At 58.3% G+C, this 23194-nt stretch carries 15 protein-coding genes; 7 read left to right on the forward strand and 8 right to left on the reverse strand.

Features of this window, described 5'->3' with window-relative positions; translation table 11 throughout:
* The first annotated feature begins 403 nt into the window (after positions 1–403).
* Together AC2T9U_RS09805 and AC2T9U_RS09810 are read left to right on the forward strand one after the other, a co-directional pair.
* Positions 404–3589 carry a bifunctional cytochrome P450/NADPH--P450 reductase gene (locus tag AC2T9U_RS09805; RefSeq protein ID WP_493695964.1) on the forward strand — a complete coding sequence of 1062 codons (3186 nt, stop codon included), beginning with the start codon at positions 404–406 and terminating at the stop codon, positions 3587–3589.
* A gap of 69 nt (positions 3590–3658) precedes the next feature.
* Complete coding sequence (locus tag AC2T9U_RS09810; protein WP_493695965.1) at positions 3659–4186, forward strand: pyridoxamine 5'-phosphate oxidase family protein; 528 nt, start codon at positions 3659–3661, stop codon at positions 4184–4186.
* 53 nt (positions 4187–4239) lie between these two features.
* Here AC2T9U_RS09810 and AC2T9U_RS09815 read toward each other — a convergent pair whose 3' ends face one another.
* Complete coding sequence (locus tag AC2T9U_RS09815) at positions 4240–5886, reverse strand: methyl-accepting chemotaxis protein (RefSeq protein WP_493695966.1); 1647 nt, start codon at positions 5884–5886, stop codon at positions 4240–4242.
* 327 nt (positions 5887–6213) lie between these two features.
* On the opposite strand from AC2T9U_RS09815, the gene AC2T9U_RS09820 reads away from it, so the two are divergent.
* Positions 6214–7746, forward strand: a complete 1533-nt coding sequence (locus AC2T9U_RS09820) for a HAMP domain-containing methyl-accepting chemotaxis protein (protein ID WP_493695967.1) — start codon at positions 6214–6216, stop codon at positions 7744–7746.
* Positions 7747–7830: 84 nt separating this feature from the next.
* Here AC2T9U_RS09820 and AC2T9U_RS09825 read toward each other — a convergent pair whose 3' ends face one another.
* Together AC2T9U_RS09825 and AC2T9U_RS09830 are read right to left on the reverse strand one after the other, a co-directional pair.
* Positions 7831–8820 carry a hypothetical protein gene (locus tag AC2T9U_RS09825; RefSeq protein WP_493695968.1) on the reverse strand — a complete coding sequence of 330 codons (990 nt, stop codon included), beginning with the start codon at positions 8818–8820 and terminating at the stop codon, positions 7831–7833.
* An 87-nt stretch (positions 8821–8907) separates the two neighbouring features.
* Positions 8908–9948 carry a TIGR03560 family F420-dependent LLM class oxidoreductase gene (locus AC2T9U_RS09830; protein WP_493695969.1) on the reverse strand — a complete coding sequence of 347 codons (1041 nt, stop codon included), beginning with the start codon at positions 9946–9948 and terminating at the stop codon, positions 8908–8910.
* A gap of 204 nt (positions 9949–10152) precedes the next feature.
* Between AC2T9U_RS09830 and AC2T9U_RS09835 the strand changes: the two genes are divergently transcribed.
* The 3 genes from AC2T9U_RS09835 to AC2T9U_RS09845 all read left to right on the forward strand — a co-directional run bounded on the left by AC2T9U_RS09835 (position 10153) and on the right by AC2T9U_RS09845 (position 13234).
* On the forward strand, positions 10153–11538 hold the full coding sequence (locus tag AC2T9U_RS09835; RefSeq protein WP_493695970.1) for an O-antigen ligase family protein: 1386 nt from the start codon (positions 10153–10155) through the stop codon (positions 11536–11538).
* A 114-nt stretch (positions 11539–11652) separates the two neighbouring features.
* Positions 11653–12681: a cell wall-binding repeat-containing protein gene (locus AC2T9U_RS09840; protein ID WP_493695971.1), complete on the forward strand. Its 1029-nt coding sequence runs from the start codon at positions 11653–11655 to the stop codon at positions 12679–12681.
* A 127-nt stretch (positions 12682–12808) separates the two neighbouring features.
* Positions 12809–13234: a hypothetical protein gene (locus AC2T9U_RS09845; RefSeq protein WP_493695972.1), complete on the forward strand. Its 426-nt coding sequence runs from the start codon at positions 12809–12811 to the stop codon at positions 13232–13234.
* Positions 13235–13247: 13 nt separating this feature from the next.
* Here the strand turns inward: AC2T9U_RS09845 and AC2T9U_RS09850 are convergent, their stop codons facing one another.
* Together AC2T9U_RS09850 and AC2T9U_RS09855 are read right to left on the reverse strand one after the other, a co-directional pair.
* Positions 13248–13706: a hypothetical protein gene (locus tag AC2T9U_RS09850; RefSeq protein WP_493695973.1), complete on the reverse strand. Its 459-nt coding sequence runs from the start codon at positions 13704–13706 to the stop codon at positions 13248–13250.
* 156 nt (positions 13707–13862) lie between these two features.
* On the reverse strand, positions 13863–15392 hold the full coding sequence (locus AC2T9U_RS09855; RefSeq protein WP_493695974.1) for a class I adenylate-forming enzyme family protein: 1530 nt from the start codon (positions 15390–15392) through the stop codon (positions 13863–13865).
* A 326-nt stretch (positions 15393–15718) separates the two neighbouring features.
* Here AC2T9U_RS09855 and AC2T9U_RS09860 point away from each other — a divergent pair, with 326 nt between their 5' ends.
* Positions 15719–17530 carry a cell wall-binding repeat-containing protein gene (locus AC2T9U_RS09860; protein ID WP_493695975.1) on the forward strand — a complete coding sequence of 604 codons (1812 nt, stop codon included), beginning with the start codon at positions 15719–15721 and terminating at the stop codon, positions 17528–17530.
* A gap of 507 nt (positions 17531–18037) precedes the next feature.
* Here the strand turns inward: AC2T9U_RS09860 and AC2T9U_RS09865 are convergent.
* From AC2T9U_RS09865 to AC2T9U_RS09875, 3 genes are all read right to left on the reverse strand, one after another.
* Positions 18038–19504, reverse strand: coding sequence for a DEAD/DEAH box helicase (locus AC2T9U_RS09865; RefSeq protein WP_493695976.1), 1467 nt, complete (start codon positions 19502–19504; stop codon positions 18038–18040).
* Positions 19505–19776: 272 nt separating this feature from the next.
* Positions 19777–20988, reverse strand: a complete 1212-nt coding sequence (locus AC2T9U_RS09870) for an McrC family protein (protein WP_493695977.1) — start codon at positions 20986–20988, stop codon at positions 19777–19779.
* 8 nt (positions 20989–20996) lie between these two features.
* Entirely contained in the window at positions 20997–23084 is a 2088-nt protein-coding gene (locus AC2T9U_RS09875; protein WP_493695978.1) for an AAA family ATPase, read from the reverse strand.
* Positions 23085–23194: the final 110 nt, after the last annotated feature.

Raw genomic sequence — 23194 nt, forward strand, 5'->3', positions numbered from 1 at the left:
TAGGCTCAGGGGGGCGAGCGGCGCCACTGATTCACCCGAAAAACTTCCTCGTGACCACGGGCCTTACGCTCCTACCCCGCACCGCTTCTGGGCGTGCCATACCGCGGCGGTAGACTCGCCCGCCACTACGATACGAACGTATTGACAACACTAGAATGCAAGCGGAGCAGCGAACTCACCTTGCGATCACATAGTTGGCATCGAAGCCCCAAGCCTTGCGCTTCATCCGACTCCTGCAGCAAACCATCAAGGTTGACACGCATATCGCGTACTACAGCAAAAGCAATAAAGCCGCTTGCCATGCACGCCGATATGCTCCCGCGAATCGCTCAGCATCCCTGTAGATGCCGAGGCTTTTACAGCCGTTCGCCTCGAGCGACTCCGACATGCGAGAGGAAGCTCCATGACCATCACTTCCGTTCCTGGACCTGAAGTCCGCCCCGTCACTGGCACCCTCCACGCCCTCGATCCCGAACGCCCGATTCAAGCGAGCATGGAGCTGGCTAAAAAGTATGGAGAAATATTCCGTCACCAGTTCCCTGGAAAGCCGGCAGTGTATTTTGTTTCTTCTTTTAAACTCACTGATGAACTTTGCGATGAGTCCCGTTTCGATAAACGCGTACATGGCTCATTGGAAAACATTCGATCCTTTGCCGGGGACGGCCTTTTTACTGCTTATACCGGGGAAGAAAACTGGGGCAGAGCTCACCGAATCCTCATGCCTGCTTTCTCACCTTTAGCACTGCGGGGAATGTTTGACGGCATGAGTGACATCGCTGAACAACTCATGCTGAAGTGGGAAAGGCTCGGCCCGGACGCCGACATCGACGTCGTTAACGATTTCATCAGGCTGACCCTAGACACAATCGCCTTGTGTTCTTTTAGCTACCGGTTCAACTCTTTCTATTCTGATTCCTTGCATCCTTTCGTGAACGCAATGGTGGAAGCGCTCAACGAATCCGGACAACAAAATCGTCGCATTCCTCTGCAAAACCGACTCATGGTAGTTCACCAGCGCCGGTACGCAGAAAACATCCGCGTCATGAAAGAAATCGCTGGCAAGCTCATCACGCAACGTCAGGCCACTCCCCTGCCCAACGGCAACAGCGACATTCTGGACACCATGCTCAAAGCCCGCGACCCACAGACAGGTGAAGGGCTCTCTGATGAAAACGTCCGCTATCAAATGGTGACGTTCCTGATTGCTGGGCACGAAACCACCTCTGGGCTACTGAGCTTCACTGTCTACGAGCTACTGCGTAACCCGCAGGTGATGGCCACTGCACGCGAACTCGTCGATACCGTGCTGCAAGGAAGATTCCCCACATATGAAGACCTCAGCCAGCTGGGATATCTAGACCAAATCCTGCGCGAAACGCTGCGCCTATGGCCCACCGCCCCCGCTTTTGCCCTCCACCCGTACGAAACGACTCTGCTGGCAGACCAGTTCGAAATACATCCCGACGAGACCGCCATGGTGCTCACTCCATCACTTCACCGTGACCCCACCGTGTGGGAAGACCCAGAACGATTCGACCCAGATCGGTTCTCGTACGAACGCGCCAAAGACATTCCCGCCAACGCATGGAAACCCTTCGGTAACGGCCAACGCTCTTGTCTTGGCCGCGCTTTTGCTCTCCAAGAGGCACAGCTCGTCCTTGCTCTTCTCCTGCAGCGATTCGATATCGACTGGTCTGACCCCACCTACACTCTCAAAATTAAAGAAACCCTCACTCTCAAACCTGATGGCCTATTTGTGCGGCTACGGCGCCGTGAAGGTGTCGGTTCAGCACGTGTCACTAGCGCGGTGGAAAATGTCACCGAAACCGCACCGGAAACGATCGCTGAGGCGCACGGCACCCCGGTGCAGATCCTCTTCGGTTCCAACGCAGGGACCTGTGAAGCCTTCGCGAATCAAATCGCTGGAAAAGCAAAAACCCTGGGCTACTCCCCCACCGTTCACCCTCTCGATGAGGGAATCGACAATCTCTGCCGCGACGGCGCAACCCTCATCGTCACCGCCTCTTACGAAGGTCAGCCGCCAGACAATGCGCGCCGTTTTGTGCGTTGGTTAGGCGAGCAAGCCCCGAATTCTTTGCGTGGAGTACGTTTCGCTGTGTTCGGTTGCGGTAACACCGACTGGGCTCGCACCTATCAACGCATCCCCACCATCATCGACGAGGGCCTGCAAACAGCTGGCGCGCAACGGCTACTAGAACGCGGTGAAGCTAACGTCAAAGGTGACTTCTTCGGTGACTTCGAAACGTGGCAGGAGTTGATGTGGCCCGCTGTCGCTCACGCGCTCGGAGTCGCCACCCCCACCCCGGACACCGTCAACGCGGGACTGCATGTCGAGGTTCTGGGCGAGGGACGCAGCCCTATCTTCGCTTCTTCGGAACTGGGTTTTGGCACAGTCGTGGCCAACCGAGAACTTGTCGACACTTCTCAGCCCGGGGGCCGCAGCAAACGCCACCTAGAAATCGCGCTCCCTCCGGGAGCGACCTATCACACCGGCGACTACCTAGTTGTTTTGCCGTTGAACCCTGCCTCAGTTGTAGACCGCGTCCTGAACCGGTTTGACCTCGCCTATGACACCCGCTTACTCATCGAATCAAGCGAAGAAATCTCTACCAAGCTCCCTCTGGATGAACCCATTTCGGCAGGTGAATTATTCGCCGAATACGTCGAACTGTCCCGCCCTGCCAGCAGACGCCACATCTCTCAGTTAGCTGATGCCTGCTCTTGCCCACCGGAAAAGAAAAAACTTCTCTTCCTCGCTGAAGAAGAAAACTACGAACCCGAAATCCTGGAGAAACGTCGATCCGTGCTGGATTTATTGGAAGAGTTCCGTTCAGTTTCTCTTTCTCTATCGAGTTTCTTGAGCATGCTCACTCCATTGAGCACCCGGCAGTACTCAATCAGTTCTTCGCCTTTGTGGAGCAGTGACCACGTCACGTTGACTGTCGCGCACTTGTCCGAACCTGCGCGTTCAGGGCGTGGACAGCACCACGGGGTGGCCTCGTCATACTTGGCTGGCACCCGCCCTGGCGCCAGAATCCCGGTAAGTGTGCGTAGCAGCAGCATGGCAAATAATCTTCCCCAGGACGTGACAACTCCTGTGATCATGGCATGCGCTGGAACAGGGATCGCACCGTTCCGCGGGTTCGTGCAACAACGCGCCCTGCAAGCTCAAGAAGAAGGAGTCACCCCCGCCCCGACGCTGCTCTTTTTTGGCTGCCACAGCCCCAACACCGACCTGCTGTATGCCGAGGAATTCGCGGCCTGGGAGCAAGAAGGAATTGTTGATATCCGGCCGGCTTTCTCACGCGCTCCTGAAGAAGGCCCTGAAGGACCTATGCGATACGTACAAGATCGCATGTGGGCCGACCGCGCCGACATCATCGACCTGGTCAACGACGGTGCGAGCCTGTTTGTGTGTGGAGACGGTGAACGTATGGCGCCAGCGGTTCGTGACGTGTGCACGCGTATTTGCGCGGAGGCGAAAAACATCTCCATCGATGAGGCACAGGAATGGCTAACTTCAATGGAACAAGAACACGAGCGATATGTTTCTGATGTCTTCGCTTAATCCAGATATTTTCGGGTCATATCAAACACACAAGCAGTTTTAAACCTGTTGTAATTGCGGAGGCCCCTGGTGGAAGAAACTGGTATCGCGCAACGGCAAGCCAAAGTTGCCGAGCTGATCAGAAACACACGCGTGGCGATGATGACAATGGTCGATAAAAGCGGCGGACTTGTCTCCATCCCCATGGCAACCCAGGAAGCCGAAGTGAACGGAACCTTCTGGTTCATCACTGAGAAAAATTCAGCGAAAGTGCGCCACTTGTCCACGAACCCGCGAGTGAATCTGGCATTCGCGGGCTCTGGATCCTGGGTTTCTGTCTCTGGCACCGCACGCGTCTTGAATGATCCAGAAAAGTTGAAAGAACTGTGGGGCACTTTCACAGATGCGTGGCTCAAAGGCGGGCCAGAAAATCCAGAAAATGTGTTGTTGCGTGTCGATGCCGAGACAGCTGAATACTGGGATTCCTCCGGAAGCGGAATGATTGTGCAACTTGCCAACCTTGTGAAGTCGGCAGTCACCGGCGAGCGCTTGGGAGGCGAAAACGAGACGGTGCGTTTTTCTCCGAAGGAAGAAACGCACCACAACTCGAATTCTTAACAGGTCAGCGGCACACAGAACACGTCACTGAAACAGCTGGTGTGCCCTGCTGACTACAACCGGAAACGAGAAACCAACGTGTTGAGAGTGGTTGCCTCATCAGCGAGTTCACGGGCCGAATCAGCCGCGGTGAGCGCCACTGTCGATGATTGACCGGCACGATCCACCAGCGCAGCCAGCTCACGAGAAATGCCGGTGGTGTCGCTAGCGGTGCGGTGAATGTTGACTCCCATCTCATTGGTGGTCGCGGTCTGTTCTTCCACTGCCGAAGCGATAGTGGATTGCGTGTCATCGATCTGACGGATGATCATGCTGATCTGCTCGATAGCAGCCACAGCCGCCGCGGTGTCTTCTTGGATCTCGGTGATGCGGCGGCTGATGTCCTGCGTCGCGGTGGAGGTTTCCCGCGCGAGATCTTTCACCTCACCAGCCACCACAGCGAACCCTCTGCCTGCTTCTCCGGCGCGCGCAGATTCAATCGTGGCGTTCAGCGCGAGCTGGTTGGTTTGGTTAGCGATAGTGCCAATAGATTTGATCACTGAGTCGATCTGGATGGAACTTTCACCGAGTTTGGCGATGGTGCGGTTGGTCATCTCGGTAGCGGCCACAGCGCGCCCTGCAACTCCGGCCGCTGCTTCAGCGTTCTTGGCGATCTCTCGAATGGAAGCCGTCATTTCTTCAGCACCGGCGGCGACGGCCTGGACCTGATCGCTGACTCCAGCAGTTCCTCGAGAAACTCGCTCCATCCCTTCAGCAACAGCGGTCGAGGTTTCCCCAAACTCTTCAGCAACTTGAGCTAGCCGGTTTGAAGAGCCGGAAACAGCGGCAGAGGCAACCGACACTTCAGAGATCACTTCCCGCATAGACAGACGAGCATTCTCGATGGCCAACGCCATACGTCCGAGTTCGTCTTCAGAGGTCGGCACAGACGCGACCGTGAGGTCACCGCGACTGAGAGCACTCACACTTTCAAGCACAGCACTGATGTTTCCGAATATGCGCCGTCCGACTCGGTACACGGTGAAAGTCAAAAGAGCGATCGAGAGCACGAATACGACCACGAAAACCCACGTCATTGTCGTGGCGACCTCGGCTACATTCTTCTGCTTCTCTGCTGAGCGAGCCCGCACTGACGTGAAAAGAGCCTTGCCGTTGCTGTCGATGATGTCGTAGGCGTGTGCAGCAGTACCGGGCGTTTCTGCGTCGTCGATGATTTCGTCGGCTTTGTCCAGGTTCGCTGGTGTTTTTGTTCGATACAAAGCCACAGCACGCCCGTCCGCGTCGAAGAACTGTTTCCAGGCGGCAGTCATGGCATCCCAGTTAGCGCGTTCTTGTGTCGTGAGTTGGTCAACGGGGAAGTCAGCGAGTTGTTTTTTAAGGTCTTCAGTCGCAGCGAGGTAGGAGCCACGGTTAGTTTCTTTTCCGCCAGCAACCGCCTCGGCTGGATCTTTGCGACGCGTGTCCCAGACATAGAAAGCCTGCCAGCCACTGACGTCTGCGTTGGCGTAACGAATGGCTTCGACTTTGCGGTTGACATCCCGGAGAGCTTCGATTTCATCTGAAAGGGAACGCTGTTGCCCCACAGCGATGAGGGCACTGATGCCAAGAAGAATTATCCCAATGATGCCCACTGCTCCGATGGCACCGATCTGCGCTTTAATGCCCGTCCACCGGGATTTTGCCTTTGTGTGCTCGCGCATGCGCCGTCTCCATCTTTCGCAGCCGGTCGATCTTCCGGGCATGAAAGATCTGGGGGCAGGTTCATCGAACTCATCGGCGAAGGCAGCTGCGGTGTGAGTGTCCTTCTGTTGATGCTCTCTTGGGTGATCTGAACTCTCAGAAAGCCTTCGTGTGCACCGATATGGAGAAGACCTGCATCACTCGCATGTTGGTGCTCACTTTTCGAGAGGACTCTCTCCACCATGTCCATTTCTGCCACCGCACCGGAGCAAACCAGCAGGGACCACACTCCCCCATGGCTGGCTAACCTTCCCCTCACACGCAAATTCATGGCAATCGTGACAGTAATGTCGCTCGTCGCAATCGTCATCACGGGCGTGAATGTCTACTCCGGTCAGCAAATGGTGGAGCGGACCGAGAGCATACGAACTTTGCAAGAAATCCGTGACCCTCTTAACCTGCTACGCCGCAAGCAGCTTTTCATCCGTGGCCTGTTGTCCAGCATTTCAGCCGCCCGCTCTGCAGAAGAAACCCAAACCCTGCAGAAGAAGTACACGACCAATGATGCCGACGTAAAAAAAATCATTTCGGATCTGTCAAACAATCCTTCTGTTGCAGAAGTAATGCCGACGTGGAGCGAGTTCACGAAACGCTACGACGCATGGCTGACACACCGTGACTCGGTGGTCTACCCAGCAGCGTTAAAGAACGACCCGAAAACCTACGAGTCAACCGAAATACCTGGGCAAAGCCGTAACCTCCTCCAGGCCTCCGATGACGCCTTAGACAAAGCAGCCAAAGAACTCGAAGCCACCGCAGCTCAGTACTCGGATGAGGCATCCTCTACTCAACGCGCTGCGCTCGTAGAAAGCTTGATCGTTCTCTTACTTGGTCTAGCACTATCGATGTTCGTGGCATGGATGATCATCCGTTCGGTGAAACGTCCCGTGGAAGAGGTCAAATCCGCGCTAGAAGCAATGGCCAGAGGCGACCTGACACAGCGCGTACAAGCAACCTCTACTGATGAGATTGGCCGTATGGCTTCAGCGTTGAACGAAGCACAAACGCACCTACGTGATCTCATTCAACGTGCCACGGAAGTGGCATCGAACCTGGCTGACTCCAGCGGCCGTATGACCGCAACAGCAGATACGCTCCGTACTTCTTCCTCCGGTGCGGCTACCCAGCTGACAAACGTCACCTCAGACACCAACCTGGTCTCGGACAACATTCAGACCGTAGCTGCAGGTACAGAAGAGATGACGGTGAGTATCCGCGAAATCGCGAAAAATGCCAACGCCGCCGCAGAAGTTGCTGCCTCCGCGGTACGGGTCGCTGACCGCACTAACGAAACTGTCGGCAAACTGGGCGAATCAAGCCACCAGATCGGTGAAGTGATCAAGTCGATTACCAGTATCGCTGAGCAGACGAACCTGTTGGCATTGAACGCCACGATCGAGGCTGCACGTGCTGGTGAGGCTGGTAAAGGCTTCGCTGTGGTGGCTAACGAGGTGAAAGATCTGGCACAAGAAACCTCCAAAGCCACCGAAGACATCGGCCGCCGGGTAGAGGCGATTCAGGTAGACACCGAAGCCGCCGTAACCGCTATCTCCGAGATTTCTTCGATCATCGCCGAAATCAATGATACCCAGGCCACTATCGCTTCGGCAGTAGAAGAACAAACCGCCACCACAAACGAAATGGGCCGCAACGTTTCCGATGCGGCGCAATCAGCGGCAGGTATTGCTGGAAGCGTGGAATCTGTCTCCCGTTCGGCACAAGAATCCAACGACATCGCCTCCACTATTGCCGACGAGTCTCATCAGCTCTCTTCCCAAGCCGATGAACTACGTCGATTGGTTCAGACCTTCCACGTGTAACACCAAGAAAAAGAGGGGCCTGGCGCGCTATCTGCCCGCCAGGCCCCTCTTTTTACCGATACGCCGGTGCTGATCGTCTGATCATCAATGCGCTGTACGGCCTTGACCAGGCAGCTGCTGTGGCCAAGCTAACCGTACGTGCTTACCCGGGTTGCTTTGACAGATACGGCGAGAGCAATCAGCCATCCCCAACCCCGCGGCCACCAAACTAGCCAAAGCCCACATCGGAGCCAGATCCGTAGGGATTCCGTCAGAGCCGAGCACGGTCATGAGCGTGGCAGCCAGGAGGAGAGCCGCTGTGCCGAGGATCGTAGCGATCTCTGTGAAAAAACGGGTGAGCACAGAGCTAGAGGAGCGGCCACCGCGGCTGAGTTTCCTGCCGTGATGGATGAACATGCGAGAAGCAATAATCCCCCAGGCGGCAAGAGTGACCAACCCGGTAATACCCACTACGGCCAGTATTGGAACCGAATACGTACCGGAAGTGTTCTGCACAGCTAAGGGTGCAGCGTGGCGCTGCCGGTTGGGATAGGTGCGCGCAAACGCAGTGGCAGCATATGCCCCATCGAGGACGAGCGGTTGCGGAGAAGATGTGAAAAGCCCGCGGTCGAAAACAAGAGCGGAGTTGCGCTGCTGGGATTCTGGGGTACGTCCCAATCTTCCGACGACAGGGTAGGTGATGCCCTGATAGGTGATTGTCTCTCGACCTGCGCCGTCGACAACGGTGGAGACGCCACTGCCTACTAGGGCCACCCCTGTTTCCTCTGGGTGGGGTAGCCGGCCAGCATAGGTTGAGATCGGCAACCGCGCTGCCTCTGTAGTAGCAACGGCCTGGGCAGTGGTGATGTCACGTTCGCTGGGTAAGGGCGCAAAGAGCGATAGGTCGTCTTCAGGTGTAGCGCTGGCCATGAGGTCAGCAGCAACACCTGAAGTTTCAAACGCGGTGAGGGTGTGGAGGTTGTTGCCTTCCGCGAAAGTAAGAGTGTGGTGTTCTTTGAATAAAAGAGTGCCGGTAACGAGAGCCAACGCGATAACTGCGATCACTCCCAGGACGAGTCGTTTGTGCCAAGTCATGGGCGCCTCGCCTTTGCTGCTGGGCCGCTGTGGTCAAGTGGGTTCCGCGCCAGCGTAGTGCTTTTCGTTTGTGGGATGTGGGGTGGGTCAGAGCAGACGCATTCTCTTACGTGGACGGAATTCAGGGATGACGTAGTGCTCAAAAAGCTCTAGACCAGTGGAGTCGTACGCAGCCTCGGGGAAGTATGCGATGGCGTAGTCCAAGCCGATGGCGCGCATTTCGTCAAGATAGTCACAAATTTTGTCTGGAGTGCCCACCAACGGCTGGGCTCGCAACTGTTCTACCTGCGCGTGTGCCTGCGTTTGGGTGATACCACCCTCAACCATGCGGTTACCGATAGTGCGGAGTCTTTCGTTGAGATCAGTGAGGTCCGTCCCGACGATGACGGTGTACGTGGCGGTGCGGGTGATAGTGGCCGGGTCCCGGTCAACATCAGTGCAGTGGCGGGTAAGGATGTTGGTTTTGTGGGCGAACTTTTCGGCGGTGCCCTCGAAGTTGGTGTAGTCGGCGTGTTGGGCAGCGAGCCGCAAGGTTTTCTTTTCTCCCCCGCCAGCAATACATATCGGAATGCCATTGGCAGGTGAGCCCGTCACGAGCGTGCCTTGCAGCGGCCGTGGCGCAACGATGGCATTTTCAGCGTTGTAATGGCGTCCTTTAAAGGTGACTGTGCCGGTAGTCCAGGCTTGCCGCAGAATCTCTACCCCTTCAGCAAGCATGCCAATACGTTCGCCCGCACTAGGAAACCCATACCCGTAGGCCAGCCACTCTTCCTCATACCACCCTGCACTCAACCCAACATCCAAGCGCCCCTCCGAAATGATGTCGACCGTGGCGGCCATTTTGGCCAGGAGCACCGGGTTGCGATACCCCATCGTGGTGCTCATCTGCCCCAGCCGAACCCGGCCGGTCACTGCAGCCAGCGCAGCAGTGAGAGTCCATGCTTCATGGGTAGGTTCGTGGGTGGCTTCGGGAACTGTGCGGAAGTGGTCGTGTAGCCAAATGGATTCCCACATGTTGTTGGCATCGGCAGCACGGGCTAGCCCTGCCATGACTCCCCAGTGTTGTGCCGCCGGAATCCCCACCAGATCCATCCGCCACCCTTGCGGGATGAACATTCCGAACCGCATGGTTGTTACCCTTTCGCGCTGCTTTTAGGTGCGCGGCGGCCAGGTTCGGTCGTCGTGCATATCCAGTCTGCCTTGCCAACACCGACACGTCTGCGAGCGAAACCACTTGTCCTCAATGGATATCCGTCTCATATCGGACAGAATCGGGTCGATGAGGAGGCATTGGTCCGTCCTCGCCCGGCGGCGCACCAGCGAGGAGGGGAAATGGCGGTAGTCGATATGGCCGGTTCCTCTGGTCAACGGAACTGGCAGTCATCGCAGAGCGTGCATGCTGCGCCTCGGTCGGCGTGGTTCCGCCTGGCTCAGGTGTTGTGGGTGTTAGCTGCCTGCGGTGGTGTCGCGTACGGCGTGGTGTTAGCGATGCCGATTGTGGGTCACAGAATTATCGACCCGTGGCCGATGTACTGGGGATTCGCTGCTGCCGGAGCAGGCGTGTTACTGCTGCGCGGGTGGCGACACTTGCCGGTGTATATGCTTGCGGCGTTTGTGGGTTGCTGGAACGCCTCTCATATTCTTCGTGCGTCGTTGCCAGGTGTAGCCGACACAGACAATGCTCGCGCCAGCGCTATCGCTGCCAGCTGTGTGCTGTGCGCTCTTGTGGGGTTGTTTCTCCAATCCCCGGGCGCAACCAGGTGGATGTGGCTAGCTATCGCTGTTGCTTCGCTACCGATGGGTGTCAGCGAAGCTGTGACTGGCGTGCACCACTACACGTGGACAGGTGATCCGCATGCACCAGTAGCCATGTTTATTAATACGAACAATTACGCCACTATCCTTGTCCTGACCATTGGGATCACCCTTGGGTGGGCAACAGAACAAATAGGGATTCTGTCTCGACTGGCACTCGTAGCAACCGCGGCAACCTGCACCTGGCTCACCTGGATGACCGGTAGCCGTTCATCTTTGATCGCTGTGGTCATTGTCTTGACTTCTGCTTTGGTGCTTACACTCACCCGCTCCAGCAGTGCTCGCATGTGGTGGTCTCGGCTGCATCACCAACGACGCCACGCTGGCCCTCGACCGCCAGCAGTACGCATCGTCAGCGCCATGTTCTCCCTAGTAATAGTCGTTACTGTCGCTGCGGCCCTGCTTCCATTCCGGAACGTGGTTTTAGCTGTTTTAAACCCTGGTGATCCTTCCACTATTCGTTCTGACAACCTCCGGCTCGAACTCATCCGGTTCGCACTCAACCAGTGGAGTCAGCATCCATGGACCGGTGTCGGTGGAGGCTCCCTCACCACGCTGTGGCGGCTCCAAGATCCAGACAACCCCCGCCCTTTAACCCCCACACACAACGGGTTCGTGCAGCTCCTGGCCGAATACGGACTTCTCGCGCTGATCCCCTTGGTTGTTCTGCTTGCTTTCTTGATCTTCCGGGCTTTTCCCCGTCGCAACGCCATACCAACGGCACAGCGTCCACGTGGCCTAGACCGCGCTGGCCTCCAGCACCTGCTCATCACTCACCTGGTGGCTTTCACCCTGGCAGGTGTGCTCATCAGCAACCCCATCCCATGGATGCCGTGGTGGCTCATGCTCGCCACAGCAACTATCTGCGCGATCCATCTGCGCCGCCAAGGCATCAACGCCTGAACAGCCAGCAACCTGACAGATCAGGAAACACCCTCAACTTCATGTCAATACGTCTGCGTATCGGGCCTATTCATGCCGATGGAGGAATCAAGACCGCAGGAAAGGACCCCTCTCATGCCGATGCGCCCCCACACACTCCTGATCACCGCAGCCCTGGCCACTTCTGTATCCCTCACAACCGCCTTCACTGCCGCCGCCGACCCTGCACCCATCTCAAAAATCACCCATATCAACTGGACAACCCCACCCACCCTCACCCGCATCGCTGGAACTGACCGATACAGCACCGCCACAGCGATCTCCCAAAAATATTGGCCCAACGGCAGCAGCACCATTTACCTCGCTAACGGCCTCAACCGCGCCGACGCCTTGGCTGCTGGCCCAGCAGCCGCCCACGCCGAGGCTCCCCTGCTCCTGACCACCCCCAACAGCATCCCTGAAACTGTTCTCACCGAAATCCACCGACTACAACCCACCACTATCTACCTCGTCGGCGGCACCAAAGCCCTCCCAGAACGCCTCACCCAGCAACTACGCGACATCCCCCACATCACCCGCATCGCCGGCACCAACCGATACACCACCGCTGCGGCCCTGGCCGCAACCATCCCCCACCCCAACAAGGTCTACGTTGCCAGCGGCCACGACGATGACTGGCCCGATGCCATCACCGCCGGAGCAGCTGCCGCCGGCGAACACGCCCCCTTACTCCTGGCCTCCCCTGCTGGCCTGCCAGCCCAGAGCATCAAGCACACGGACTCCATCCATCTAGTCGGCAACACCAAACGCCTCACTCCTGCCATTCACAAAACAATCCACACCAATGCGCCCACAGCCAGAATCACGCACACCAGCAGCACCGACAACAACATCTACAGCACCAACACCGCACTGATCAGCATCTCCCCCACACTGAGCAAAACCAGCACCGTTTTCTTCACCACTGGCACCCACTGGCCTGACGCCATCGCAGGCATTCCCGCAGCCGCTAAAGCAGCCGCCCCCATCGCCCTCACCACCAGTACCTGCATGCCCAACAGCACTGCCGACCTGCTCCGAGCGATGCCGCTGCACTCAGCAATCCAACTCGGTGGAATCAACACCATCGATATCGCCAGCTTTGACGACCGCTGCTCCTGGTAACCCCACCCGTAACCACTCCTGCCACGACGAGCGCCGCACACCTTTATCTCATCGTGACCTTGCCGATAGGTAGTCCTCTGCTTCACCCCAGCGAACGGAATCGCTGAGGAACCAACCAGGAGGGTTCATGAACGCCGTAGCTCTACCCCGCACCGCCATCGAAATCCCCCTCAGCGAGCAAGAAGCAGCCATCACCACTGTGCGCGGCATCCACGCTAACGGCCTGCAATTCATCGCCTCAGATATCGAACTCGCCCTCTTGGACAACCCCTGCACAGCTCAGCACGCCCTGGTTGCCCTTATCGCTAAAGAGCTAGCCCCCAGCCACCCAGAAACCACAGTTATCCGCTACCCCACCCACACCTGTTGGGCGCTGCATGTCTCAACCATGGGGCGCCCCCTGCTCATCACCCCCTGCATCACCGAACGGGACGTCGATGCCATCTGGTGGGAGGCCACCTACCTCGATGACAAAGACACACCCACTATCAGCGAACAACTGGGCAGCTCACCAGAAATGATCCACGTGCTGCTCGACCTTCTCAGCGAGTAACACAACAGCCCACTCAGCCAGTGACCGAATCCACCCCAGTCACCCGACATTGCACAGGTTTAACCAAATCAGTGCGCACCCCTTGGCCACGTTTACGCACTTGACGTCCCGGCTCCACACCACTAGCAATCAACGCCAACGAATCCACCCGCTTACCTTGGTGCATCACCTCCACCGAAGCGATGAACGTCGCTGTCGCTGAACCGGAATTACGCACAGTAGCCTCTACCACCGCACGCCCAGCCGGACTCACCTCACAGGTGTGTATCACGGCATCAGAGACACGACTAGCGTCTTCAGGACCTAACGCAGGCATCAAATCCCCGGCCACCATCGTCGCTGCACTATCTGGCTCATCCGACTCCGGCGGAACCTCTGAACGCGCACATCCTGTCACCGCCACCCACACCAAAAGAGCCACGCACACATGACGAACACCGCAGGTAGCCCGCGGTGTTTTTTCAGCAACCATCGCATTCCTCGCCCAGAAGCATCCACTAACACGCGCACCTCTCCCCCTTGAGCAAACCCCAATGCCCCTTGTCTGAGAATGCGCTATCGCCACTTCAAGGTTAGCGAGGCCTCACACAATCCTCGCTCTGAAGGCGAAGACACGACGAAAAACATGTCATTTTTCTGAAAAACGATCTCGCAATACCGTTTTCAAAACTTTTCCTTGAGCATTCCGAGGAAGTTCGTTCACAAACTCGATACGTCGAGGCCATTTGAAACGAGCCACTTTTCCTTCAAGAACAGAACGGAAATCATCCACACCAACACGTTCTTCATCATCTGCCGGGACAACGACCGCCGTCACAGCCTCACCCCACACATCGTCAGCCGTACCGATCACTGCGACCTCTACAACAGCAGGATGATCGAGAAGATGATGCTCCAGCTCAGCCGGATACACATTTTCCCCGCCGGTAATAACAACATCCTTGATCCGATCCACCACATAGTGGAACCCAGCTGCATCACGTCGACCCACATCACCAGTGCGGAACCAGCCCGCCTCGTCGATAGCCGCAGCAGTTGCAACGGGATTGTTCCAGTAACCGACGGTGATATTCCCACCCCGTACCCAAATCTCACCTTCAGCCTCAGGGCCGGCCTGCTCCACTCCTTCACGCATGAGCTTGACGTCCATATACATGGGGACCTTGCCAACACTGGATGGGTGAGTCGCAGCCGCATCTGGCGCCAACACCATGACACACGGCGCACATTCAGTCAGCCCATACGCAGGGACAACAGTGACGCCACGCTCCCCCATTGTCGTCACTACCTGGGGCGGTACAGGAGCCCCGCCACACAAACACACCCGCAACGACGAAAGATCAGCCTCAACGAACTCCGGCGCACGCATCGTGGCCAAGAACATAGCCGGCACAGCCAGAAGTGTGTTTACTCGCTCCGTCTCGATCGTGGACAAAAAAGCCGACGGCGTGAACCGCCGCATCACAACAACACGGCCACCGCGCTTCCAGGTCATCCCTACCGTGACATTCAAACCAGCGATATGAAACAGCGGAGCCACCGCCAACGTGGTGTCTTGCGCCGTGACATGGAAAATCCCAAACAGCGACTCATCGTTCCACCACAGATTCGCGTGCGTCAGGACAGCTCCCTTCGGGCGCCCCGTAGTCCCCGAGGTGTACATGAGCAGCGCCGGGTCATCGTTACGCACCAGCGCAGGAGCAACAATGGGCGCGCTGCCCTCCACGACTTCAGTGAACTCCTCCCACCCGGTGCAAGGCTGGTCCACAACGAGCCGCACACGCACCGCCACACCCTCGTGACCTGCCGCAAACACACTGTCCAGCATCTGCGCACGAGGCGGATCAGCCACCACCGCGACAGCACCCGAGTCAGCGAGGATAAACGCCAGCTCCTCTTCGGCCAACCGGAAATTCACCGGAAGCATAATCGCACCGATGCGACCAGCAGCAATCAACGTCATCAACAACGCTGCGTGGTTTTCCCCCACATAGGCGATCCGATCTGCCTGACGAACTCCCCGTTCACGCAACCCCTGCGCTAACCGATCCACCTCATCGCAGAGTTCACCGTAAGTCCAGGTGCGTCCCTCGAACGTCAACGCTGCCCGCTGCGGCTCTCTATGTGCACGAGCAGTGAACCAACCGGAATAGGTCATGTCGGGCACGGTGAATCCTCCTCAGCACACGGACGCTCTCGCAGCGACGCTGGTCACAGTGTTTCACGCTACTGCGCACCACCCCAACGAAACCCGAACCTACCCCCACCTTTTCCCCAGTAATTAAGCAAACATTCTCGTCACTTTTTTCATTCGAGTACTCAACATGCCCCCCGCAACAGCCGAATAAAACCTCGGATGCAGAACAAGCGTCCATAACTCCTGTGTTACCGAACATTCACGGTCCAGGGATGGGCCTATCGCAGAACTTCCGCTACCGAACGACCCAAGAAAGAACTGCGAGTCGAGCTAGGAAGGCTCCCACTATGCGTTCGTTTCCCGGCACGCCCACGCGTCCCAGTATCGCCATCGCCGCCGCCCTGACCCTCACCGGTGTTCTGGGCTCTCCTCTTGGCGCAGCAGCTTCAGATCAGACCACTGACTCCACAGCTGCCACTCATCAGGGCCGCTTGGCAAAAACAACTCACGTGTACGGAGTCAACACCAAGAACGGCTCACCCATCCAAGGCCTCACCGTGGAAGTGGCTGGCGCCCCGGTTGTCAGCGGCACCGCAGCAGATGGCACCAACATAACCACGAGCGCTCGCAAGGATCTCCAGTCCTTAACGAACCAGCTCCGCCAAGGCACAGGTGCGAGCGTCCACGCCGCTGCCACCAGCATGGTTCCTCGGTTGGGTGCCGAAAGCGTCTACGACTCAGCCGTAGCTATCTCGCAGCGAGCCTGGCAACCAGGTAAAGCTGACACGGTCTATATCACGCGGGGCGATCGGGTAACCGATGCCCTCTCGGCTGGTTCTTTGTCCGATGGCCCCATCCTTATGGTTCCTTCCACTGGCGCTGTGCCTGACAACGTCCGCCAAGAAATTGACCGTCTGGCTCCTTCTCAGGTGATCGCTTTGGGCGGTGAAAGCGCTGTCTCGGCTGAGACTCTGCAGTCTGCGGCTCAAGGACGTAACGTCAGTCGGCTCTCTGGCGCCAACAGCTATGAAACCGCTGCTGCCATCGCCCGTCGGGCTTTCCCAGGCGGCGCTGAAGAGGTTTACCTTGCTGGGCTTGGGCAGGTTGCCCGAAAGCAGGTTCAGTCTTCGCCTGACGCTGCTGCGGCTGGTGCTCTAACAAAAGGGCCGGTCCTCCCCGTGCCCCACACTGGACAAGTTCCTGCCGCCATCAAAAATGTGATTGCTCAGCTGAATCCTCGCAAGGTGTACGCCCTCGGTGGCAGCAATGTCGTCACACCCCGCGCTTTGACCTTAGCGGCTTCTGGTCGCAGCACTGGGCGTTTAGCTGGTGTTGACCGTTACACCACAAGCGCAGCTATCGCTCGTCATGCTTTCCCCAGTGGGTCGAAAGTTGCCTACCTGGTTTCCACTTCTCGTTTACAGGAAGCGGTCCTGGGTGGGTCTCTCAGCGACGGCCCCACCTTATTTGTCCCTCCGGCAGGCGCTAAGTACACGAAGCAAGCCTCGACGGTGGCTGGAGCGCTCAAAGTTTTGGGTGTGCGATATGTAGGCGCACTGTCTCCTGCTTCGGCGCTGTCGAATACCGCTCTAGCTGCGGTGTTAACTAAGGCTCCGAACGTCACCAATGCCCCGCTTCCTGCCTACCCTGGGGGAAGCGACACCGTATTGCCTCCGGCTCCAACACCAAATCCAGCCCCGGCAGCTGACACGTGTGAAAGTTTGGTCACGTCATTCCACCCAGTGCCTATGTCTTCGAAGTACTCAATTAAATGTGTGGACTCCATCGATGGGAACCCAAACATCTTGGGTTTAACCACGAGTTACACGTATTCCGATACCGGGGAGCTGGCAAACGGAGTTGTAGAGATTAACCGCAACCAGTCGATTACGTCGGTAAAGCAAACCATCGCACACGAACTGAGCCACGCCTACAGCTACGCTTACCTCTCTTCAGCCCAGCGGGCCTGGTTTGTCACTGAGCTGCGGAAAGTTGATTCCGGTGTGATCAATAACGATTTCGGCGGAAGCGACTACGACCACATGCCTGCAGAGCAGTGGGCACGCGGACAAGCAAAGTGCGTCGGATGGGGCGACCCGTTTAACCGGCCTACCGCCTCATGCTCTCTGATCAACGGCGCCATCAACTACGGCGGCTGAGGACATGCAATTGTGGGGGCACCCAACTTGGGTGCCCCCACAATTGCATGTCACTTATAGGCAGTGAGTGGCGGGGAAGTTATCTGCGCGGATGCGGGTGTGGAAGCTATATGCGGCACTGCTCTTGTTTTGTCTGGAACGGTGGCAAACGTGATTCCTGTGGCAGCGGTTAGCAGCATGGCTGTCAGTGCGCTTAAGGCAACGTTCGTCACCGCTCTAGGTGGCGTGACTGATGTCCATCAGTCCTCCTGCAGGGCCAGGTGTATTTACTCCATCGCGTCACTTCACGGTCCCGTATCGGTGTTGTTGGGTCGTGGCGGGTGCTCAGGCACGGTGACTGCGTTTGTTTCTGTATATGTGTCCTGGACGGCAGGGCCAAGCATCACTACCAATGATGTGGAGAGTCTTTACCTCACCCAGAAGGATGGTTTAGGACTGTTCCGCTGTGTGGCATGAGGGCATGCGAATCATCACTGAGTTCGCTGCCCTCATGTGTGTTTGGGTGGTTTAGTTGTTTGGTTTGCTGCTGTGTTGTGTTCCGCGGCGTTTTGCGGGGCGTTTACGGCTGCTGCTTCGTCCTGCAGCAGGAGTGCCGTTGGGTGTATGGCTACTGGCGTTAGTAGTGGTATTGCTCCGTGCGGGGCGAGGGTGTTCGGTTCCGTGGCGGGGTGTGTTTTCGCTGTTGCGGGTAGAGCTGGGGCCTGCGCTGTCACGGCCTCGTCCGCGGCTGCGTCCGCGGCGGCCAGTTCCTTGGCCTGCTGGGCGTTGTTTGGGGGTGGGAACCGGTGAAGTCCATGCGCCGGGGAGGTTGGGTTCACCGGGGACGAGCTCGGCAATGAGAGTGTGTTCTGGGGTGACGCGAGTGGTGGGCGCCTTGATTCCTGCTTTCCGTAGGAGGTCGCGTACGTCGCGGGTTTGTTCGTCGGTCATCATCGTGATGACTGTTCCTGCTGCGCCAGCACGGGCGGTGCGTCCGGAGCGGTGCAGGTATGCCTTGTGTTCCACGGGCGGGTCGGCGTGGATAACTAGGTCAACGTGGTCGACGTGGATGCCGCGGGCAGCGATGTCAGTGGCGACGAGGACGCGTGCGTCTCCGGAGCTGAAGGCGGCCATGTTGCGGGTGCGTGCGTTTTGGGCGAGGTTGCCGTGGAGTTCGACGCTGGGCACTCCGGCGGCGTTGAGTTTTTTGGCCATGCGTTTGGCGCGATGTTTGGTGCGGGTGAATACGACGGCTTTGTCGGTGCGAGCCAGGAGGTTAACCAGAACGTCGAGGTGGTGTTCGTCGGTAACGTGAAGGACGTGGTGGGTCATCGTGGTGACCGGTGATTGGGCTGAGTCAGCCTCGTGCGTGATGGGGTTGTGGAGGAATTTGTCGACGAGTTTTTTGATGCCTGAATCCAAGGTGGCGGAGAAGAGCATTCGTTGACCGTCGTCGGGGGTGGCTTTGAGGATGCGGGTGACGCCGGGAAGGAAGCCCAGGTCGGCCATGTGGTCGGCTTCGTCGAGGATGGTGATTTCGACGTCGGAGAGGTCGGCGTGGCCTTGGTTCATGAGGTCTTCGAGGCGTCCGGGGCAGGCGATGAGGATGTCTGTGCCTTTACGGAGGGCGTCGACCTGGGGTTTTTGTCCTACACCACCGAAGACAGTGGCGTGGGTGAGGCCGTATTCCTTAGCGAGGGGCGCCAGTGCGGTGTTGATTTGGGTGGCGAGTTCGCGGGTGGGTGCAAGTACGAGGGCGCGAGGTTTTTTGGGGCGTGCTTCGTAGTTGTTTTCGTCCAGGCCTACGACGAGGGGCAGGAGGAAAGCGAGGGTTTTACCTGAGCCGGTGCGTCCTCGTCCGAGGATGTCTGCGCCGTCGAGGGAGTCCGGTAGAGAGGCAGCTTGAATGGGTGAGGGTGTGGTGATGCCTTGGGCTGCGAGGATTTTTGTGAGTTCGACGGGCACGCCAAGGTCGGTGAAGGTGTCGATGGACACTGTTTTGTCACTACTCCAAAGGAAAAGGGTCGATGCGGTCGGTTCTGCCCGCGCGACCTTGTTTCCCTGGACGTTTACCTGGGGTTTGTGTGCGGCGGTTTTTCACACGCGATGGGGTGTGAGTGGGGCCGGGTCGCAGCGCAACGACATCTGGCTGGCATCGAAATGGTGCAGCTCGCGGCAGAACAGGGCGAGCTTGTGTGGTCTACGTTACACGGTTGGGTTGGTTGGGGGTGTGGTGGTGTCGACATGGGTGGGTGTGGGGGGGTGTTTTAGGGGTGGTGGGGGGTGGTGAGTGCGTGTGCGAGGTCGTTGATGTGCTGTAGGAGTGTGGTGGGGTCTGCGGTGAGGTCGAGGCCGTGTTGGTGGATGGTGATGTTGGTTCCGGTGATGTGGTGGTGGCTGGTGGTGTTGGTGGTGTGGGGGTAGATCAGGTGGCCGTGGTTGAGGTTGAGTCGGGTGCAGTAGGTGAGCATTTGGTGGATGTCGGTGTGGGGGTTGGTGGTTTCTGGGGTGGGGTAGGTGGCGTTGATGGCTGCGCTGGGGGTGGTGGGGGTGGTGTGCCAGAGGAGGTCTGGGTTGATTTTGATGGTGTGTTCTTGGTCGAGCCATTGGCTGTTTTGTTGTTCGAGGGTGCCGTGGTGTGTGGGGGTGGCTTTGGTGAGTGCTTTGGTGATGAATCGGGTGAAGAGGTCGGGGAGGTTGAGGAGGAATCCGTCGGTGGGGGTTGGGCCGTGGTGGGCGTCGATGGAGGCGTTTTTGAGGATGAGTTCGCCGAGTCGTAGTGCGGGGATGTAGCGGGTGTTGAGGCGGCTGGGGCGCCAGTGTGGGGGGTTGTTGCTGGTGAGTCGGTGGGGGACGTCGGCCATGAGGAGGGTGAGGCGGTGTAGGGCGGTGCGGGTGGGGGCGGGAAGGTTGGGTAGGCGTAGGAGGCGGTCGGTGGTGGCGCGCAGGATGCGGTTTTCGGGGGTGTCGACGTTGTAGTCGTCGTAGCGGATTTCTAGGGGCATGGGTAGGCCGAAGCGGCGTTGGAGTTGTTCGTCTGTGCGTAGGCGGCCGCGTAGGACTGGGGTGGCTTCTTCGATGGTGGTGTAGCCCTGGATGAGGCCTTGTTCGGTGGCGCGGGTGGCGGCGCGTTCGAAGGCGGTGGCCATGGCTATGTGTAGGTCGGTGTTGGGGGCGACGTTGACGTTGCCGTCTTGCCATCCGGTGAGGTCTTCGGCGTAGCCGAGGAGGAAGAGTAGGCGTGGGATGGGGATGGTTGGTGTGATGCGTAGTTCGATGGGGTGGTGTTTGCCGATGCGGGCGACTCCGACGTGGTTGCGGGGTGTGAGGGTCCACGTGTTGGTGGGGTGTTCGGGTGTGAGGGTGACGAGTTCGCTGGTTTGGAGGTTGTGGACTTGGGTGGGGGTGAGGTGGATGTTGGGGGTGGGTTGGTTTTCGGTGAGTTGGAGGTGGAGGGGGGTTTGTGTGGTGGTGGGCATGGTGGTTGTTAGTTGTCGGTGTCGGGTTTGTGGGTGAAGGTGTCGAGGCCGTAGCGGGCGTTGATGTCGATGTCTTCGCCGTAGTGGTATTCGACGAGGAGGGGGAGGATGGCGGTTCGCCAGGTGCGTTCGAGTCCGCCGGGGCGGCGTACTTCGGGGCGCATGAAGTAGCTGGGGCCGATGGCGAAGTCGGGGTCGTCGATGCGGGTGTTGAGTTCGTCGTGGAGGTCGGCGAGGGTTTCGTCGTGGCCGTTGTGTTTGAGCCAGCCGCGCAGGATGGTGTTGGTGGGTTCTTCTTGGGGGTGTAGGTGGAGGAAGGCGAAGCGGCGGCGCATGGCGGCGTCGACGAGGGCGATGGATCGGTCGGCGGTGTTCATGGTGCCGATGATGAAGACGTTGTCGGGGAGGGTGAATCCGGCTTTGTCGCCGGTGGAGTAGAGCAGGTCGATGGTTTCGTCGCGGTATTCGAGGAGGAAGTAGAGTTCGCCGAATACTTTGGCGAGGTTGGCTCGGTTGATTTCGTCGATGATGAGGATGTGGGGGGTGGCGGGGTTGTTTTTGGCGTTGTTGACGAGGCGTCGGAAGGGTCCGGGGGTGAGTTGGAAGCCGACGCGGCCGTCGTCGGTGGGGGGTGCGGGGCGGTATCCCTCGAAGAAGTCTTCGTAGCTGTAGGCGGGGTGGAATTGGACGAGGCTGACGTTGTCGGGGTGGGTGAGGTGGTAGGCGATTTTGCGGGCTAGGTAGGTTTTTCCGGTTCCGGGTGGGCCGTAGAAGATGATTTGGCGGCGGTCCCAGAGCAGGTCGATGGTTTCTTGGAGCCAGCGTTGGGAGACGTGGTTGGTTTTGGCGAGTTTGGGGGTGGCTTGTTTGAGGGCGGTGAGTTTGGGTTCGGGTAGGGCTGGTGGGGTGGGGGTGGGTTGTTGGGTGAGGAGGTTTTCGAGTTCTTGGATGTTGGGGGTGAGGTCGGTGAGGGGGTTTTGTGTGTTCATGGCGTTGGTGAGGTTGGGGGTGAGGTTGGTGTAGTCGCCGGGTGTGGTGGGGTTGTGCCAGGTGACGGCTCGGCGGAGTTCGGTGTGGTGGTTGGGGTTGGGGTGGGGTGCGGGGTCGCCGGTGATGTGGCCGAGGTAGTAGCCGGTTTCGGTGGTGGTGATGATGATGTCGTTGGGGTGGATGAGGTTGAGGAAGATGTTGAGTTGGGTGATGAGGTTGTCGCGGGCTTCGTAGGTTTGTTCGGGGTGGGTTTGGTTGATGTGGTCGCTGAGGTGGGCGCGGGTCATGTGGGGGTGGAGGTGGGGTGTGTGGGGGGTGGCTAGGGCGATGTAGCCGTGGGTGATCCAGGGGGTTGGGTCGTGGCCGGTGGTGGTGTTGTGGATGTGCCAGGCGTGGCGGGTGTGGGTGTTGAGGCCGAGGATGGTGGCGTAGTCGTGGCTGGTGATGCGGGCGGCGTGGTCGGCGTGGCCGGCGTTGTCGAAGGTGAGGCCTTCGTTGGTGAGGATGTCTTTGGTGTATTGGTTGTGGCCGTCGTGCCATTCGAGGTCGGGGTCGATGGTGCCGTTGGGTTGGAGGACGCGGTGGCTGGCGGCGTGGCCGAGGGTTTGCATGTGGGTGTGGACGGCGTGGGGGGTTAGGCCGGTGGTGTGGGCGAGGTCGTTGTAGGTGGTCCAGTGGCCGGGGGTGAGGGCGTTGAGGGCGCGGGTGAGGAGGGCGACTTCGGGGCTGGGTTGGGTTGTTTCGTTGTAGGGGTGGCGTTCGCGCCAGAGGCGGTCGAGTTCGTCGACGATTTGTTGGGTGGGGTAGTTGTAGAGGACGCGGCGTCCTGCGGTGGTGATGGTCCAGCGGTTGTCGTCTTTGGTGAGCCAGCCGATTTGTGCTGCCCAGTATGAGTCGAAGCGTGCGGTGACGATCCAGTGGGTGTTGCCGTATTTGTTTGTTGCTGCTTCGTGTGGTGTGGGGGTGAAGCGTTTTTCCATTTCGGCGATGACGTCGGAGGAGTGGAGGGTTCCTCCGGCGTTTTCGATGACGGAAAGCATGAGTGGTACCAGCACGTCGCGGCGGATCGTTTGCTTGGTGTTGATGGGGTAGACGTCCTCGACCATGTGTTTAGTTTGGCGTGTCGGTGGGTATGGGGTTGTGTCGGGTGTTTTTGGGTGGGCTGGTTGGGGTAGGGATTTTGTTGTGTTGGGGGTGTTTTGGTGTTGTTTGTGGT

The sequence above is a fragment of the Dermatophilus sp. B7861-1 genome (genome assembly GCF_058996045.1).